12 protein-coding genes are annotated in these 15238 nt (G+C 69.6%); 5 read left to right on the forward strand and 7 right to left on the reverse strand.

Annotation, left to right across the window (positions count from 1 at the left end; genetic code table 11):
- Nucleotides 1-175: 175 nt before the first annotated feature.
- From pqqB to pqqA, 5 genes are all read right to left on the reverse strand, one after another.
- A complete protein-coding gene (pqqB, locus tag ACZ7SW_RS41980) occupies nt 176-1045 on the reverse strand; it encodes a pyrroloquinoline quinone biosynthesis protein PqqB (RefSeq protein ID WP_470235939.1) in 870 nt (289 codons plus the stop codon).
- Nucleotides 1042-2115: a pyrroloquinoline quinone biosynthesis protein PqqE gene (gene pqqE / locus ACZ7SW_RS41985; protein WP_470235940.1), complete on the reverse strand. Its 1074-nt coding sequence runs from the start codon at nt 2113-2115 to the stop codon at nt 1042-1044. The genes pqqB and pqqE overlap by 4 nt, the downstream gene beginning before the upstream one ends.
- Nucleotides 2106-2378 (reverse strand): pyrroloquinoline quinone biosynthesis peptide chaperone PqqD, encoded by a 273-nt coding sequence (gene pqqD / locus ACZ7SW_RS41990; RefSeq protein WP_470235941.1) that lies wholly within the window; start codon nt 2376-2378, stop codon nt 2106-2108. Before pqqD ends, pqqE begins: the two co-directional genes overlap by 10 nt.
- Nucleotides 2379-2382: 4 nt before the next feature.
- Complete coding sequence (gene pqqC, locus ACZ7SW_RS41995) at nt 2383-3081, reverse strand: pyrroloquinoline-quinone synthase PqqC (RefSeq protein WP_470235942.1); 699 nt, start codon at nt 3079-3081, stop codon at nt 2383-2385.
- An 82-nt stretch (nt 3082-3163) separates the two neighbouring features.
- Nucleotides 3164-3259 (reverse strand): pyrroloquinoline quinone precursor peptide PqqA, encoded by a 96-nt coding sequence (gene pqqA, locus ACZ7SW_RS42000; protein ID WP_116204359.1) that lies wholly within the window; start codon nt 3257-3259, stop codon nt 3164-3166.
- A gap of 309 nt (nt 3260-3568) precedes the next feature.
- On the opposite strand from pqqA, the gene ACZ7SW_RS42005 reads away from it, so the two are divergent.
- The 5 genes from ACZ7SW_RS42005 (at nt 3569) to ACZ7SW_RS42025 (ending at nt 12210) form a co-directional block, all read left to right on the forward strand.
- On the forward strand, nt 3569-6343 hold the full coding sequence (locus ACZ7SW_RS42005) for a glycoside hydrolase family 2 protein (RefSeq protein ID WP_470235943.1): 2775 nt from the start codon (nt 3569-3571) through the stop codon (nt 6341-6343).
- A gap of 691 nt (nt 6344-7034) precedes the next feature.
- Nucleotides 7035-7736, forward strand: coding sequence for an IclR family transcriptional regulator (locus ACZ7SW_RS42010; RefSeq protein WP_470235944.1), 702 nt, complete (start codon nt 7035-7037; stop codon nt 7734-7736).
- Nucleotides 7737-7831: 95 nt separating this feature from the next.
- Nucleotides 7832-9448: a thiamine pyrophosphate-dependent enzyme gene (locus ACZ7SW_RS42015; protein WP_470235945.1), complete on the forward strand. Its 1617-nt coding sequence runs from the start codon at nt 7832-7834 to the stop codon at nt 9446-9448.
- Nucleotides 9445-10905: an aldehyde dehydrogenase family protein gene (locus ACZ7SW_RS42020; RefSeq protein ID WP_470235946.1), complete on the forward strand. Its 1461-nt coding sequence runs from the start codon at nt 9445-9447 to the stop codon at nt 10903-10905. The genes ACZ7SW_RS42015 and ACZ7SW_RS42020 overlap by 4 nt, the downstream gene beginning before the upstream one ends.
- 42 nt (nt 10906-10947) lie before the next feature.
- Nucleotides 10948-12210 carry an MFS transporter gene (locus ACZ7SW_RS42025; RefSeq protein ID WP_470235947.1) on the forward strand — a complete coding sequence of 421 codons (1263 nt, stop codon included), beginning with the start codon at nt 10948-10950 and terminating at the stop codon, nt 12208-12210.
- A gap of 1 nt (nt 12211) precedes the next feature.
- Here the strand turns inward: ACZ7SW_RS42025 and ACZ7SW_RS42030 are convergent, their stop codons facing one another.
- Both ACZ7SW_RS42030 and ACZ7SW_RS42035 read right to left on the reverse strand, forming a co-directional pair.
- A complete protein-coding gene (locus tag ACZ7SW_RS42030; RefSeq protein WP_470235948.1) occupies nt 12212-13492 on the reverse strand; it encodes an ABC transporter ATP-binding protein in 1281 nt (426 codons plus the stop codon).
- A gap of 11 nt (nt 13493-13503) precedes the next feature.
- Nucleotides 13504-15237, reverse strand: coding sequence for an ABC transporter permease (locus ACZ7SW_RS42035; RefSeq protein ID WP_470235949.1), 1734 nt, complete (start codon nt 15235-15237; stop codon nt 13504-13506).
- Between the last annotated feature and the right edge of the window lies 1 nt (nt 15238).

A 15238-nucleotide genomic window follows, 5' to 3' on the forward strand; every position in this document is an offset into this window, starting at 1 on the left:
CGTGCCGTGCCGTGCCGTGCCGTGCCGTGCCGTGCCGTGCCGTGCCGTGCCGTGCCGTGCCGTGCCGTGCCGTGCCGTGCCGTGCCGTGCCGTGCGCAGTTCCCGGCCGGGGAAACCGGAGTGGTCCTTGCGCGTCTGCGGAACCCAGAGCGGCCCGTGCTGGGTTGTCCCGTCTCTAGAGGGTGAACTCGGTTCCGTCCGGCGGCAGTTCCGCCCCCGCGGCGAGAACCGCGGCGTGCTCCGGACCAGCCGGGTCGACGACCGGGTTCGTGTTGTTCAGGTGGGTATAAGCCCACCGCGTGGCACCTGGGCGCGCCGCGAGCGTCGGCAGGGTCGTGGTGATCGGCACGTGGCCCATCGCCTGCTGAGCAGCGGGGTCGGCAGTGTCGGTGGCGGTCGTGAATTCGGTGCCGCTGTAGAACGAGCCGTCCAGCAGGACGAGGCTCGCGCCGTCGGTGAACGCGTCGAAGCCGGGTGGCCAGGTGCGCAGGCACGGCGCGTAGACGAGCGTGCCGCCGGTCGTCGGGTCGTGGACGCGGTACGCGACGACCCATGGGCCGGGGTGGGCGGAAGACCTGGCGTATTTGGGTTGTTTGTCGCTGATGGGGAGGGAGGTGATCGCTAAGCCGTCGAGCGTGGTTTCGGTGGTGGGGTGCCAGTTCCAGCTGTGGTATCCGCCGATGATGGTGCGGGCCGGGAAGTGGTCGGTCAGCGCGTGCAGGGCCGCGGCGGGTGCGTGGACGGTCAGGTCGGCCGCCTCGCGGAGCATGAGCAGGCCGAGGGCGTGGTCTAGTTCGGCGTCGGTGAGCAGGACTGTGCGCAGCGGCGTCTCGCGCGGACCCGGTCCGGCGCGCAGGGCTGGGGTCGCCAGGATTTGGGCGCGGATGTCGGGCGAGGCGTTGAGCAGGTGCCAGGTGCGGCCGTCTGCGCTGAAGGCGACGCTGTCCTGCGTGCGCGGCGGAGAACCCGAGGCGCATTGGGCGCAGGCGCAATTCCATTGTGGACAGCCGCCGCCGGCCGCGGTGCCGAGGAGGATGACTTTCACCGGGCCGGGCCACGCATAATCAGGTCCGAAGTGGACGGTGCGGTGAGGATCAGGTCGACTGCGCCGCGGTGTGGGGAGCGGGAGCAGACGGGATCGGTGTTGGCGGCGTCGCCGGTGAGCTGGAACGCCTGGCAGCGGCATCCGCCGAAGTCGGTGGTGCGGCGGTCGCAGGTCCGGCACGGTTCGCTCATCCAGTCTTCGCCGCGGTAGGCGTTGAAGGACTCCGAGCGGTACCAGATGTCGGCCAGGGTGGTGTCGCGGACATTGTCGAGAGACAGCGTGGTGATCGCGCTCGCGGCGGGGCAGGGCAGCACGGTGCCGTCGGGGGCGATCGTCAGCTGGCGCGCGCCCCAGCCGTGCATGCAGGGTTTGGGGAACGGCTCGTAGTAGTCGGCGACGACGTAGATGATCTCCATCGTCCCGCGGAGGCGCTCGACAGCCGCGCGGACCACGGGTTCCGCGGCGGCGAGTTGCGCGCGGGTGGGCATGAGTGCGTCCCGGTTGCGCAGGGCCCAGCCGTAGTACTGGGTGTTCGCCAGCTCAAGACGGTCCGCGCCCATCGACTCGGCGAGGGCGATGATTTCGGTCAGCTGGTCGTGGTTTTGCCGGTGCAGCACCACGTTGACGGTCAGAGGCATGCCGGCGGCCTTCACCAGCTCGGCGGCGGCCAGTTTCCGGTCGAAGGCCTTCGCCCCGGCGAGCAGGTTCGCGCGCTCCGGGGTGGCGGCTTGCGCGGACAGTTGGATGTGGGCCAAGCCCCGCTCGGCGAGATCGTTCAGCCGCGGCTCGGTCAGGCCGAGGCCGGAAGTCACGAGGTTGACGTAGCAGCCGAGGCCGCTCGCGTGCGTGACCAGCTCGGGAAGATCCGGGCGCGCCAGCGGTTCCCCGCCGGACAGGTGCACCTGCAGCACGCCCAGCTCACGGGCCTGGGACAGCGCGTCCGTCCAGTCCTCAGTGGACATTTCCGCGGACCGGCTCACGAGTTCCACCGGATTCGAGCAGTACGAGCAGTGCAGGGGACATCGATGCGTCAGTTCCGCGAGCAGCCCCAGCGGTGCGGTCACGTCCATTCGATCACCCGCCGTTGGCCGAACCGGGCCAGCACTGCCCGGACGTCGCTCTCTTGGACGCCTTGGTACCGGCTGTTCAAGGCAGTGACGATGCCGGAGACGGAGGTAGCGCCGTCGCAGAGTTCCAGGACCGCGGTGGCGGTGGAGTTCGGCACGAGCACCCCTTCCGGGAACAACACCACGGGCACGCCGCGCACATGATCGAACGTCAGGCGCACGCCGACGCGCAGTTTCGGCACCGATGCGGCGGTGATGGTGTCCATCGGCTTACTCCTTGGCCGCAGCGCGTTCGATGGCGTCGAGCATCGACCACAGGACGTCGCACTTGAACGACAACGCGGACACCGCCTTCTCCTGCTGTTCGCGGCTGACGCAGTGGCGCACGACAATGTCCAAAGTGTCCTTGCCCTCGCCGGAGACCTTGTCGATCCGGTTCGTGAAATACGCCAGGTCCGCGCGGGAGATCCACGAATAGTTCGCCAGGACGTCGGCCACCCGCTGCTGCATCAGATGCCCGGCGAACATCTCGGTCAGGCCGGAAGCGATGGCCTCGACCCAGGGTTTGGTACGGGCGAAGGTGACGTAGGCGTCGACGGCGAACCGGACGCCGGGAGCGACATGCCGTTCGTCGAGCACCTCGGCCCGATCGAGCCCGACCGCGGCGCACAGCCGCAGCCAGCGTTCGGCTCCGCCCTCGCCTTCGACGGCCCCGTCGTGGTAGACGATCCGGTCGAGCCAGATCCGGCGGATTTCCGGAATCGGGCAGTTGCTGATGACGGCGGCGTCTTTCTGCGGCAGCTGGCATTGGTAGTACCAGCGATTCGCGGCCCACAGTTTCAGCTCGTGCTCGCTCAGTTCGCCGGCGTGCATTCGCTGGTGGAAAGGATGGCTGCCCCAATACCGGTGGGCGAGCCCCCGCAGGGCTCCGGTGAACTCCGCCGGGCTCATCGGGTGCACAGTGGACATTCGCGTACTCCGGGATTCTCACTGAGCGGTACGGTTTTCCGGGAGGGACGGGACCGTCGGCGGGCCGGCCCCGTCCGGCGGGTCATTCCTCCCTGCGGGCCGCGTAGGCGGTGACCTCCATCGGCGTTTCGTACTCGACGAAGTCGGGCGCGGTCCACATTTCGGCGGTTTCGGGCATGAGGAAACTCGCTTTCCTTCGGTGGTGCACCGTTGAGCGGGGCAGGCGTCCCGCCGCGAACGCCGTCACCCTAAAAGCGCAAGGCGGCCGGTCGCCAGGGGTGCGGACCGATTTCCCGCCGACTTTGTAAATATTCCTTCCGATGGCGCAGCGAGCGGTCACTCTGGGGCGTCGCCGTCCCTTGTCCGCCCGGCAGATTCGCCGCGGGCGCGCGAAACCTCCCGCTGCCGCTTGACATCAGGCCCGCGGGCGGCCGAATAATAGGGTTCAAGTGCGGTTGACAACGATGTCAGAGGCTATGGGAGCGACGTGACCCAGGTGAATCGCAGGCGTTTCCTGTCCGGCGGGATGGCTGTCGCGGGCGGCGGTGTGCTCGGTGCGTTCGGGCTGTCCGGCACCGCCGGGGCGGCGCCGGAGGCCCGGCCGCCCCAGGCCGGCGGCGGGGAGATCGGCAGCGGATGGACGTTCGCCGCGGCGGACGGCACCGCGGCGGGAAGCGTGCTGGCCAGCGCCCAGGACGTCGCCGGGCTGAAGCCGGCCGTGGTTCCGGGGACGCCGCTCACGAGCATGATCGCCAACGGCGAGTATCCCGATCCGCTGTACGGCCACATCGTGACCGATACCGTGCCAGACACCCTCAAGGACACCGGCTACTGGTACCGGGTCGCTTTCCGGGTGCCGAAGCTCGTTCCGGGACAGCGGTTCTGGCTGCAGTTCGACGGGATCAACTACCTCGGGACCGTGTGGCTCAACGGCACGAAGGTCGGCACGGTCGAGGGTGCGTTCAAGCGGGCCGTCTTCGAGGTCACGGACATCGTGGCGAAGGCGGACGGGACGGCCCGGCTCGCGGTGCTGGTCGGCAAGCTCGACTACACCGATCCGCCCGCCTTGCCGAGTTACGCCAGCGGCGTGACGCGCGGCGGCCGCAACGGCGGTCCGACCGGAATCACGCTGAAGAACGGCCCGACCTTCTTCTGCACCGCTGGCTGGGATTGGCTGCCCACCGTCCCCGACCGGGATCTGGGTATCTGGCAGCCGGTCACCTGGCGTACCACCGGACCGGTCCGGGTGGCCGACGTGCAGGTCACCTCGACACTGTCGAAGGACTTGCGCACGGCGGACGTCGCGGTCGAACTGGCGCTGGACAGTGCCGGCGCGAAGTCCGTGGTGGTGAAGGGATCGCTGGACGGACGAGAGTTCCGGCGGACGGTCAGTGTTCCGGCGGGTGCGTCGTCGATCGTGCTGACGTCGAAGGACCTCGCTTGCCTGCGGCTGGACCGGCCGAAGCTGTGGTGGCCCAACGGCTACGGCGATCCGTTCCGCTACCGGCTGGCCGTGAGCGTCGAGTCCGGGGGCCAGGTCCACGACGAACGAACGGTGGACTTCGGGATCCGGCGAATCGAGTACACGACTCCGATGCGATCGCCGTCCGGGACGACGAGCGACTGCCTGGCGATCACCGTCAACAACCAGCCGATCCTGGTGATGGGCGGCAACTGGGGATTGGACGAGGCGCTCAAGCGGATTCCCCGGGAGCGGTTGCGGGCACAGGTGCGCCTGCACCGCGACGCCAACCTCAACCTGATCCGGAACTGGAACGGCCAGAGCAGCACCGAGGACTTCTTCGCCGCCTGCGACGAGTACGGAATCCTGGTCTGGCAGGACTTCTTCTGCTCGACCGAAGGCCCGCCCGCGGAGAACACCGCCCGCGACCTCGCCAACATCCGCGACTGCATCGTGCGGTTCCGCAACCACCCGTCGATCCTGCTCTGGTGCGGCGGCAACGAAGGCCCGCCTCCTCAGCCGTTGATCGACGGACTGGACGCGCTGGCCGCAGAACTGGATCCGCAACGGGTCGTGCTGACCAGTTCGGCAGGGGACACCGGGAACAATCCGATCGACGGATACCGGTCCGGCGGCCCTTACCATTGGGTGCCGCCCGCCAAGCACTTCTCGCTCAACGACGGTACGCAGTGGCCACCGTTCCACAACGAGGTCGGCTCGTACTCGATCCCGACGCTCGAGTTCATGCGGAAGATGCTGCCCGAGTCTTCCTGGGAACACCCGGATGACTTTTGGGCCGACCGGGACGTGAACGGCAACGGAGGCAACGGGGGCGGGGCAGGGTATCTCGCATTGACGGCTGAGCGGTACGGAGAAGTACGAAACCTCCCGGACTTCGCGCGCAAATCGCAGTTGATGAACTACGAGTGCATCAAGGCTATTTACGAGGCTCCGGTGGCGAATATGCGGAGCGCTGGACCTTACCCGCGCACCGGGGTCATCATGTGGATGACTAATCCCGCGCAACCGAGCTTTGTCTGGCAGATGTACAGCCACGATCTGGAGGCACACTCGTCGTACTACGCGGTTCAGCACGCGTGTCGGCGGGTCAATGTGATTCTAGATGGGCAGAACTTCGACGTCGTAGTGGCAAATCACGGCCGAACGGCGGTTAGGGGAAAGGTTGAGGCCACGCTCTACGGTCTGGACGGCGTGGAGGTCGGTCGCGCTTCGTTTGACGCGGCCGCGGGATCCTCTGATCGAGCTGTGGTCGGGAGTATCGCTTCGCGAGTAAAGGATGTGCCGTCCGAAGTAGTCTTTGTTCGGTTGGCACTCAAGGACTCTCGGGCTTCGGAGATCACCCGAAACTTCTATTGGGTAGAGAACCCCGCGCGAGCGGCGGGATTCGCCGCCCTGGACGGGATGCCCGCAGCCACTGTTTCGGTGATCGCCGGGGTTTCACGAGACCGAGACGGCATCGAGGTGGCTGTCGATGTACGCAACGTCGGAAAATCTGTCGCGTTGATGGTGCACTTGCAGGCCTATGACGTCCGAACCGGAGAACGCATTCTCCCCGCTACCTTCAGCGACAACTACGTGAATTTAGTCGGCGGGGAAACGGCGACCGTTAAAGTTCAGCTGGACAGCAAACAGACCCGGCAGCATCCGAACCTGGGAATCCGGATCGACGGATGGAAAATCGACCAGCAAACGTCCCAATTACGAGGCCGCGGCATAACAATGACCTTCAACCACGAGGCATTAGACACCCGCCCAGCACAGCCCACGTTCGGACGCTGACGTAGCGCACCCACACCCCCCCGCATCCCGATACGAAGCCAAAATGCACCCTCAGACCGTCATCACAATCAAGCTTCGGGGTGCCCCACGCAACCCCCAGGCGCAATGTCGCCGCCAGGCGACGAGCCGGAGGATCAGCAAGAACCGCCTCCAACAACCCAGAAAACCCCTCCACCTCACCCCGCCGATAACGTTGCCCTCCACGACCAAGCGCGAACGCCCCGCGGTACTGATCAATCCGCGCATCGTCACGCTGCTCACGGCGAGCACCCTGGTCCGGGCAACACGAACGCGACCCTGTCGCACTGCTGGTCAACGGAACGGCGCTCTTCCTCGGCACCCGGCTCGCAGGGCTCTTCGCCGACCGACTCCGCCCCCACGCTCGTCGTGCTGTTCGTACTCGGAGCGCGGGGACCGGCCGGGTCCTCCTGGCGCACGCGGGAGCGAACTGGCCCACCCCCGCCAGTCCCCGCGATCGCGCTGACCCCCCCGGAACAACCCCCAAACCACCCCGCGCACCCCCCCCGAACGTCCAGTGTGGACAGTCCGGACCACCGCGGGTTGCCGTGTTCGCGGGACTGGCGGATGATGGGCGGCCAGTCCCCGTCCCGTTCCACCGCAGCCCCGGAGGCACGCGATCGCCGGCAACGCCGCCGAACCCGGGCGCACGGTCCTGAGCCGCGCGTTCGCGGTGCTGGATTCCTTCCTGTCCGGCCGACCCGAACAGACTCACGGCGAGATCACCCGGGCGACCGGGCTCGCGCCCGCCACCGTGCATCGGCTGCTGGCCGAGCTGACCGGCTGGGGCGCGCTGGAGCGCACCGGGCGCGGCCGGTACCGGATCGGGCTTCGGCTGTGGCAGCTCGGGGCGCAGGCTCCGGGAGGACGTGAGCTGCGGGATGTCGCGCTGCCGTTCCTGCAGGATCTGCTGCAGGTGACGCACGAGGTCGTCCATCTGGTGGTCCTCGACGGGGACCGGGCGCTGTATCTGGAAAAGCTCGAGGCGCATCCGGATGTCGTGGTGACCTCGCGGGTGGGCCTGCGGCTCCCGCTGCACGCGGCGGGGCCGGGCAAGGTGCTGCTCGCGCACGCGCCGCCGGAGTGTCTGGAAAGCATTCTGGCCGCGGGGCTGGAGCGCCGCGCCAGCGGGACGATCACGGACCCGGCGCGGCTGCGCCAGGTGCTCGCGGAGGTGCGGCTCCAGGGATTCTGCATCTCCCGCAACGAAATGACCGAGGGCGCCTCGTCGGTCGCGGCCCCGGTGCGCGGGCCGGGCGATCAGGTCGTGGCGGCGATTTCCGTGGTGGTGCCGAGCTGCACGCCGAATCTGTCGCCGCTCGTGCCGGTCGTCCGGATGGCCGCGCTGGGGGTCACGCGGGCATTGCAAGGCTGAGGAACTTTTCCGCTGAGTGGAAGAGGGGCTGGGCGGCGCGGAACCGGGCCGGGAGACTCCGGACCCACCCGCTCGCACTGCCCGAGGAGAAGTCCGTGAGCCCTGCCCCGACCGTTCGCGACGCCGCGTTCGACGTGCTGCGCCGGTTCGGCGCCACGACGGTGTTCGCCAATCCCGGGTCGACCGAGATCGCGCTGCTCACCGACCTGCCCGACGACCTCGAGTTCGTGCTGGCGCTGCACGAGGGTTCGGTGGTCGGGATGGCGACCGGCTGGGCGCTCGCGAACGACCGGCCCGCGGTCGCGATCCTGCACACCACCGCGGGGCTCGGGAACGCGGTCGGCGCGCTCGCCACCGCCCGGGTCAACCGCGCGCCGCTGGTCGTGCTCGTCGGGCAGCAGGACCGCCGCCACCTCGCGCTGGAGCCGTTCCTCACCGGTCACCGGCTCGACGACCTGGCCCGCCCCGCGCCGGTGTGGATCGCGGAACCGCCGCGCGCGCAGGACGTTCCGGGCGCGCTGGCCCGTGCCTGGCACGAGGCGCGCGAGCACCGCGGCCCGGCGCTGGTGATCGTGCCGATGGACGACTGGTCGGAGCCCGCGGCCGTGGACGAGCCGTTGCCCGCCCCGGCCAAGCTGCTCCGTGCGAACGCCGTCGAGCCCGCGGTGCTGGTCGAGCTGGCGAAATTCCTCGGCACGGCAAGCAATCCGGTCCTCGTGGCGGGCGCTGGGGCCGACGACGCCGAATCGTGGCGCGGGCTGACCGCGCTCGCCGAGACGCTCGCGTGCCCGGTGTGGCAGGAGGCGTTCGGCGCCCGTGCCGGATTCCCGCAGGATCACCCGCAGTTCGCCGGACATCTGCCGCCGGGCCGCGAAGGACTGCGGAAAGCGTTGTCCGGGCACGACGCGGTGCTCTCGGTCGGCGCGCCGGTCTTCCGGCAGTACCCGCGAGAACCAGGACAGCTGACCGAGCCGGGCACGCGCATCGCGGTGGTCACCGACGATCCGAACGAAGCGCACCGCAGCCCGGTCGACCTTGCCGTGCTGGCGCGGCCGTCGGCGGTGTGCGGTCCGCTGGCCGAGCTGATTCCGGCGCGGGAAGCGGGCACCGAGAAGATCGGCCGGACGGTCGAATTGCCGGGAGCGCCGGAGGACGGTGCGCCGCTGGCCCCGGAGCACGTGTTCGGTCTGCTCGCGCGCCAGTTGCCCAAGGACACGGTGCTGGTCGAGGAATCCCCGTCGAGCCGTCCGCTGCTGCACGCGTACGTGCCGGCGCGCGAGCCGCTCGGGTTTCTGAGCGCGGCCATGGGCGGTCTGGGATTCGGCGTCCCGGCGGCGATCGGGCTGCGGATGGGCGGCCTGAAGCGCCCGGTGGTGGCGGTGATCGGGGACGGTTCGTCGCTGTACTCGATCCAGGCGCTGTGGAGCGCCGCGCATTACGGCGTCGGCGTTCTCGTGATCGTGCTGTCCAACGGCGGCTACGCGATCATGGACAAACTCGCCGCACGGCACGGCGAACGGACGGCCGGGGGCGGCAAAGCGCCGTGGCCCGGCTTCGACGAGGTCAGCGTGAGCGGGCTCGCGAAGTCGCTCGGCTGCCCGGCGCGGCGCGCGGAAACCTACGAAGAACTGGAGTCGGTGGTGAACGAGGTGCTGCCGACCCTGGCCGCGCGCACGGAGCCGCTGGTGCTGGAAGTGGCGGTGACGGCATGACCTTGCTCGGAACCGGATGGCAGGGCCGGATCTTCTCCGGCGGCTGGAACCCCGGCGCGGGCGGGGAATACGACGCGGTCGAGCCAGCGACCGGGAACACGCTCGCCCGGGTCGGCGCGGCGGCTCCGGAGGACGTCGCGAAGGCCGCCGCTGCCGCGCGGGAAGCCCAGCGGGAATGGGCCGCGAAGCCGTACGACCAGCGGGCACGGGTGTTGCGCCGGGCCGCGCGGCTCTTCGAGGACCACGGCGACGAGATCGACGAATGGCTCATCCGGGAATCCGGTGCCACACGGGGGTTCGCGCAGTTCCAGACCCGCGCGGTCGCCGCGGAGGAATGCCACGAAGCCGCCGCGCTGGCCGCGCATCCGTACGGGGAACTGTTGCGTTCCAGCCAGCCTCGGCTGTCGATGGCACGCCGGGTTCCGGCCGGAGTGGTCGGCGTGATTTCGCCGTTCAACGCGCCGGTGATCCTGTCCATTCGTGCGATCGCGCCTGCCTTGGCGCTTGGCAACGCGGTACTGGCGAAGCCGGACCCGCGCACGGCGGTGTGCGGTGGCGTAGTGCTGGCCAGGATCTTCGAGGAAGCCGGGCTGCCCGAAGGTCTGTTCCACCTGCTGCCCGGCGGCGCGGACGTCGGCGCGGCGCTGGTCGAAGACCCTCTGGTGCGCGTGATCGCGTTCACCGGTTCGACGAACGCGGGCCGCAAGATCGCCGCGGCGGCGGGGGAGCGGCTCAAGCGCGTCCATCTCGAACTCGGCGGCAACTCGGCGCTGGTCGTGCTGGCGGACGCGGACGTCGAGCAGGCCGCGTCGGTCGGCGCGTTCGGTTCGTTCAACCACTCCGGGCAGATCTGCATGGCGACCGGACGGCACCTCGTCGCCGCGGAAATCGCCGACGACTACGCGGCCGCGCTGGCCGAACACGCGGCCAAGCTGACCGTCGGAAACCCGGCGAACGGTGACGTCGCGCTCGGTCCGCTCATCGATGCGGGACAACGCGACCGTGTGCACTCGGTGGTCACCGGCAGCGCCGAAGCGGGCGCGAAGATCGCCACCGGCGGCACGTACGAGGACCTGTTCTACCGCCCGACCGTCCTCGCCGACGTCCCGCTCGCCGCGCCCGCCTACGCCCAGGAGGTGTTCGGCCCGGTCGCGCCGGTCGTGCCGTTTTCCACAGTGGACGAAGCAGTCCGCCTGGCCGGCGGTACCGAGTACGGGCTGTCGCTGGGCATCCTGACCAGGGACGCCGCGCGGGGGCTGGCGCTGGCCGAGCGGATCCCGTCCGGTCTGGTGCACGTCAACGACCAGACGGTCAACGACGAGGCCCTCGCGCCGTTCGGCGGGGTGGGGGATTCGGGAACCGGCTCCCGGCACGGCGGCGCGCAGGCCAACCTGGAGGCGTTCACCGAAACCCAGTGGGTCACCGTGCGCGGCGACCTTCCGCAGTACCCGTTCTGAAAGCAATTCGACCAGGTCCCCTCCGACGACGCAGGTGATGACATGACGGTCTCGACCGACCCCCGGGCTCGCTACGCCCGCTGGGTGGCCCCGCTGTGCTGGACGGCGGTGGCGCTCGAAGGGTTCGACCTGGTGGTGCTGGGCGTCGTGCTGCCCGCGCTGCTGAAGGACAAAGCGTGGGGGCTCGACCCCAATACCGCGTCGCTGATCTCCGCGGTCGGGCTGCTCGGCGTGGCGGTCGGCGCGTTCGCGATCGGCCCGCTCAGCGACCTGTTCGGCCGCCGCGGGATGATGCTGCTGACTGTGATCAGCTTCTCGGTCTGCACGCTGCTTTGCGCGTTCGCGAACGGGCCGTGGCTGTTCGGCGTGCTGCGGTTCCTGGCCGGGCTCGGGCTCGGCGGCGTGCTGCCGACCGCGCTGGCGCTGATCACGGAGTACGCGAGGATCGGCCGCGGCGGCAGCGCGACCACCGTGCTGATGACCGGCTACCACGTCGGCGCGGTGCTCACCGCGCTGCTGGGAATCCTGGTGCTGCAACGGTTCGGCTGGCAGTGGATGTTCGTCATCGGGGCCGCGCCCGCGCTGATCCTGGTGCCGCTGATGGTGAAGTTCCTGCCCGAGTCGAAGGCGCTGGAGCGGGCGAAGGAAGCCCGGCGGACCCGCAATCCGCTCGGCGTCCTGTTCCGGCACGGCTACGGCCGCGCGACGATCGCGTTCTGGGTGACGTCGTTCATGGGGCTGCTGCTGGTGTACGGCCTGAACACCTGGCTGCCGCAGATCATGCGGGCGGCGGGCTACGAACTCGGCGCGGCGCTGGCGCTGTTGCTGGTGCTGAACGTCGGCGCGGTCATCGGCCTGCTGGTCGGCGGCCGGGTGGCGGACCGGATCGGCTACCGGCGTTCGGTCATCGTGTGGTTCGCCGCGGCCGCGGTGTTCCTGGCGCTGCTGAGCATCAAGCTGCCCGGGGCGAGCGTGTACGCCGGGGTGGCGCTGGCGGGGATCTTCACCTTCAGTTCGCAGGTGCTGGTCTACGTGTACATCGCCCGCGTGTACCCCGCCGAAGCGCGCGGCACCGGACTCGGCGCGGCGAGCGGGATCGGCCGGTTCGGCGCGATGTCCGGGCCGTTGGTGACCGGGCTGCTGCTGTCGGCGGGGCTGGCGTATCCGTGGGGCTTCTACCTGTTCGCGGCGGTGGCGGTGATCGGGGCGGTCGCGATCGCGGCGGTGAACCGGGACCCGGCCCCGGACGCCCCGGCGGACAGCCCGGCACCGGAGGCGGTTCCGGCTCCGGCTCCGGAAAGCTGAGTCATTCGGCGGTCGTCTGGGCGATCCGGTCGCTGTCGGTGTCGTAGTCGAACAGTTCCGCGTACCGGCCCCAGTCGATCGCCGTGTCCAGCTGCTGCCGGGCGTCGGCGGCGGAGAAGCCGCGGCGGAGGAGGTCGAGGAAGAACTCCGCGCGCAGCGTGCCGTCCGAACTGGCGGTGAGCGCGTTGACGATCGTGCGCACCAGCGGCGCCCGGTCGCGGACCTGACCGGCGAAGATTTTCTTGCTGGTCTGGATGTCCGCGGTGGTGAAGGCGGTGCCGACCGGCGTCAGGTGCAGGTCGCCGCCGGCCACGAAGAGGAGGTCGAGCAGGGCGGCGGCGTCCACGAGCGGCAGCAGGTCGTCGACCTCGAAGCTCAGCTCGGCGGCCAGATCCGGCAGATCGGCGTGCCCGCCGCGCGCGTGCACGAGTTCGACCAGGCCGGCGAGCCCGCCGACCGACGCCCGCGGCAGCGGCCGTGCGGTGGGCGTGGCCTGTGCGGGTTCGACGGCCGCCGGGTCGCGTCCGGTCAGCAGGTCGTAGAGCCGTTCGACCAGCGCGGTGAACGCGGGGGATTTGCGGTCGCGCGGCCGGGCGAGGCCGATTTCCACCTCCGCGGTCAGGTTTCCGGGATTGGAGCCGAGGACCAGCACTCGGTCCGCGAGCAGGACTGCCTCCTCGATGTTGTGCGTGACGATGCAAACGGCTTTCGTGGGGAAATCGTCACGCTGCCACAGGCTCATCAGCTCGGTGCGCAGGTTCTCCGCGGTCAGCACGTCGAGCGCGGAGAACGGTTCGTCCATCAGCAGCACGTCCGGTTCGAGCACGAGCGCGCGGGCGAAGCCGACGCGCTGCCGCATTCCGCCGGAAAGCTCCTTGGGATAAGCGGATTCGAAACCGTCGAGGCCGATCAGGTCGATCGCCCGCAGCGCCTGGTCCCGGCGGGTTTTCGGCGGGATCCCGCGCGCGGCCAGGCCGAGTTCGACGTTGTCCTGCACGGTCAGCCAGGGCATCAGCGCGAAGGTCTGGAACACCATCGCGGTGCCCGGATTGGCGCCGTCGAGTTCGTCGCCGCGGTAGCGCACGGTGCCCCGCGTCGGGCCGATCAGCCCGGCGATCGTGCGCAGCAACGTCGATTTCCCGGAGCCGGACCGGCCGAGCAGCGCGACGATCTCGCCCGCGCGCAGGTCGAGGGTGATGTCGTCGAGGACGCGCAGTTCGTCGCCCGCCGAACCGGGGAAGCTCTTGCTGACCTGCTCGACGGACACGAGGACTTCGGACATGGGAATACCTTTCAGGACAGGGAGAACCGGCGTTCGGCGAGGCGGTACAGCCGCCGCCAGAAGAGCCGGTTGAGACCGACGACGTACAGGCTCATCACCGCGACGCCGAGCAGGATCCGCCCGGAGTCGCCGGAGCCGGTCGCGTCGGCGATGTACGCGCCGAGGCCGGTCGCGGTGAGCGTGACCCCGTTGTAGGACACGATTTCCGCGACGATGGAGGCGTTCCACGCGCCGCCCGCCGCGGTGATCCCGCCGGTGACGTAACTGGGGAAGATCGCGGGCAGCACGAGCCGCCGCCGCCACAGCGCCCGCGGCAGCCGCAGGTTCGCGGCGGCCTCGCGCAGGTCGTGCGGGATGGCCGAGGCGCCCGCGATGACGTTGAAGAGGATGTACCACTGCGCGCCGAGGCTCATCAGCAGGATGCCGCCCCAGTCCAGGGAAATCCCGGTCGCCACGAGCACGGCGGTGAGCAGCGGGAACAGGAAGTTCGCCGGGAACGACGCGAGCACCTGCACGACCGGCTGGGCGAGCCGCGACACCCGCGGGTTCATCCCGATCCACACGCCGATCGGCACCCAGACGAGCGTGCCGGCGACCACCAGGGTCACCACTCGCGCGAACGTGATCAGGCCGAGCAGCAGGACGTGGCCGATTTCGCCGTACCCGGTGGTCTCGCCGACGAACAGCACCGCGCGCACGGCACCGTAGAGGATCAGCCCGAAGACCACGACGCTGAACACGATGTCCGCGACGCGCCTGCGGGCGGGGGAGAAGCGCAGCGGGTACTCGGCGAGCCCGAAGACCGCGAGCGCGCGGTCGAGCGGGAACACCAGCTTGCCGAGCACCCGGCCGAGCAGCGTCGGGATTCGCGAGCGGCGCAGCAGGTCGAGCACCAGGCTGCGGGGTGCTTCGGCGGCTTCGGAGTTCTCGATGCGGAACCGTTCTGACCACGCGGTGAGCGGTCGCCAGAAGAGCACGTTCACGCCGACGACCAGAACCACCATCACGCCGACTGCCAGCAGCACCTTGCCGAGGTCGCCCTGTTCGGAGGCAGTCGCGACGTACGCGCCGATGCCGGGCAGCGCGAACTTCTGGTTGTTCACGCTGAGCGCTTCGGAGGCGGTGAGGAAGAACCAGCCGCCGCCGAAGCTCATCATCCCGTTCCAGACCAGCGGAATCATCCCGCTCGGCACGTCGACGCGCCAGAACCGCTGCCAGCGCGACAGCCGCAGCAGCCGCGACGCCTCGTCGAGGTCGCGTGGCTGCGACACCAGCGAGTGGTGGAACGCGAACGTCATATTCCACGCCTGCGCGGTGAAGATCGCGAAGATCGACGCGCATTCCAGGCCGAGTTGCGAGCCGGGGAACAGCGCGATGAATCCCGTGATCGTCACCGACAGGAACCCGAGCACCGGCACCGACTGCAGGATGTCGAGTGCGGGCAGGAGGATCTTTTCGGTACGGCGGAGGCGGGCCGCCGCGGTCGCGTAGACGAAGGTGAACCCGACCGACAGCACAAGTGCGACGAACATCCGCAGCAGCGAACGTCCGGCGTAGTAAGGGAGTTCGGCCGGGTCAGTGGACACTGTGGACGGTGCGGTCGCCGGAGTCCACGCCGTGGCGGCCCCGTGCGCGAGCCGCACGATCAGCCACAGTGCCGCGGCGGCGCCGAGGAACACCGCCACGTCGGCGAGCGTGCGGCGGGGCCGGACGAGCGCGCCGCGGGTGGGGAAGGTACGCAGCATG

The sequence above is a fragment of the Amycolatopsis sp. NPDC114484 genome (assembly GCF_055633755.1).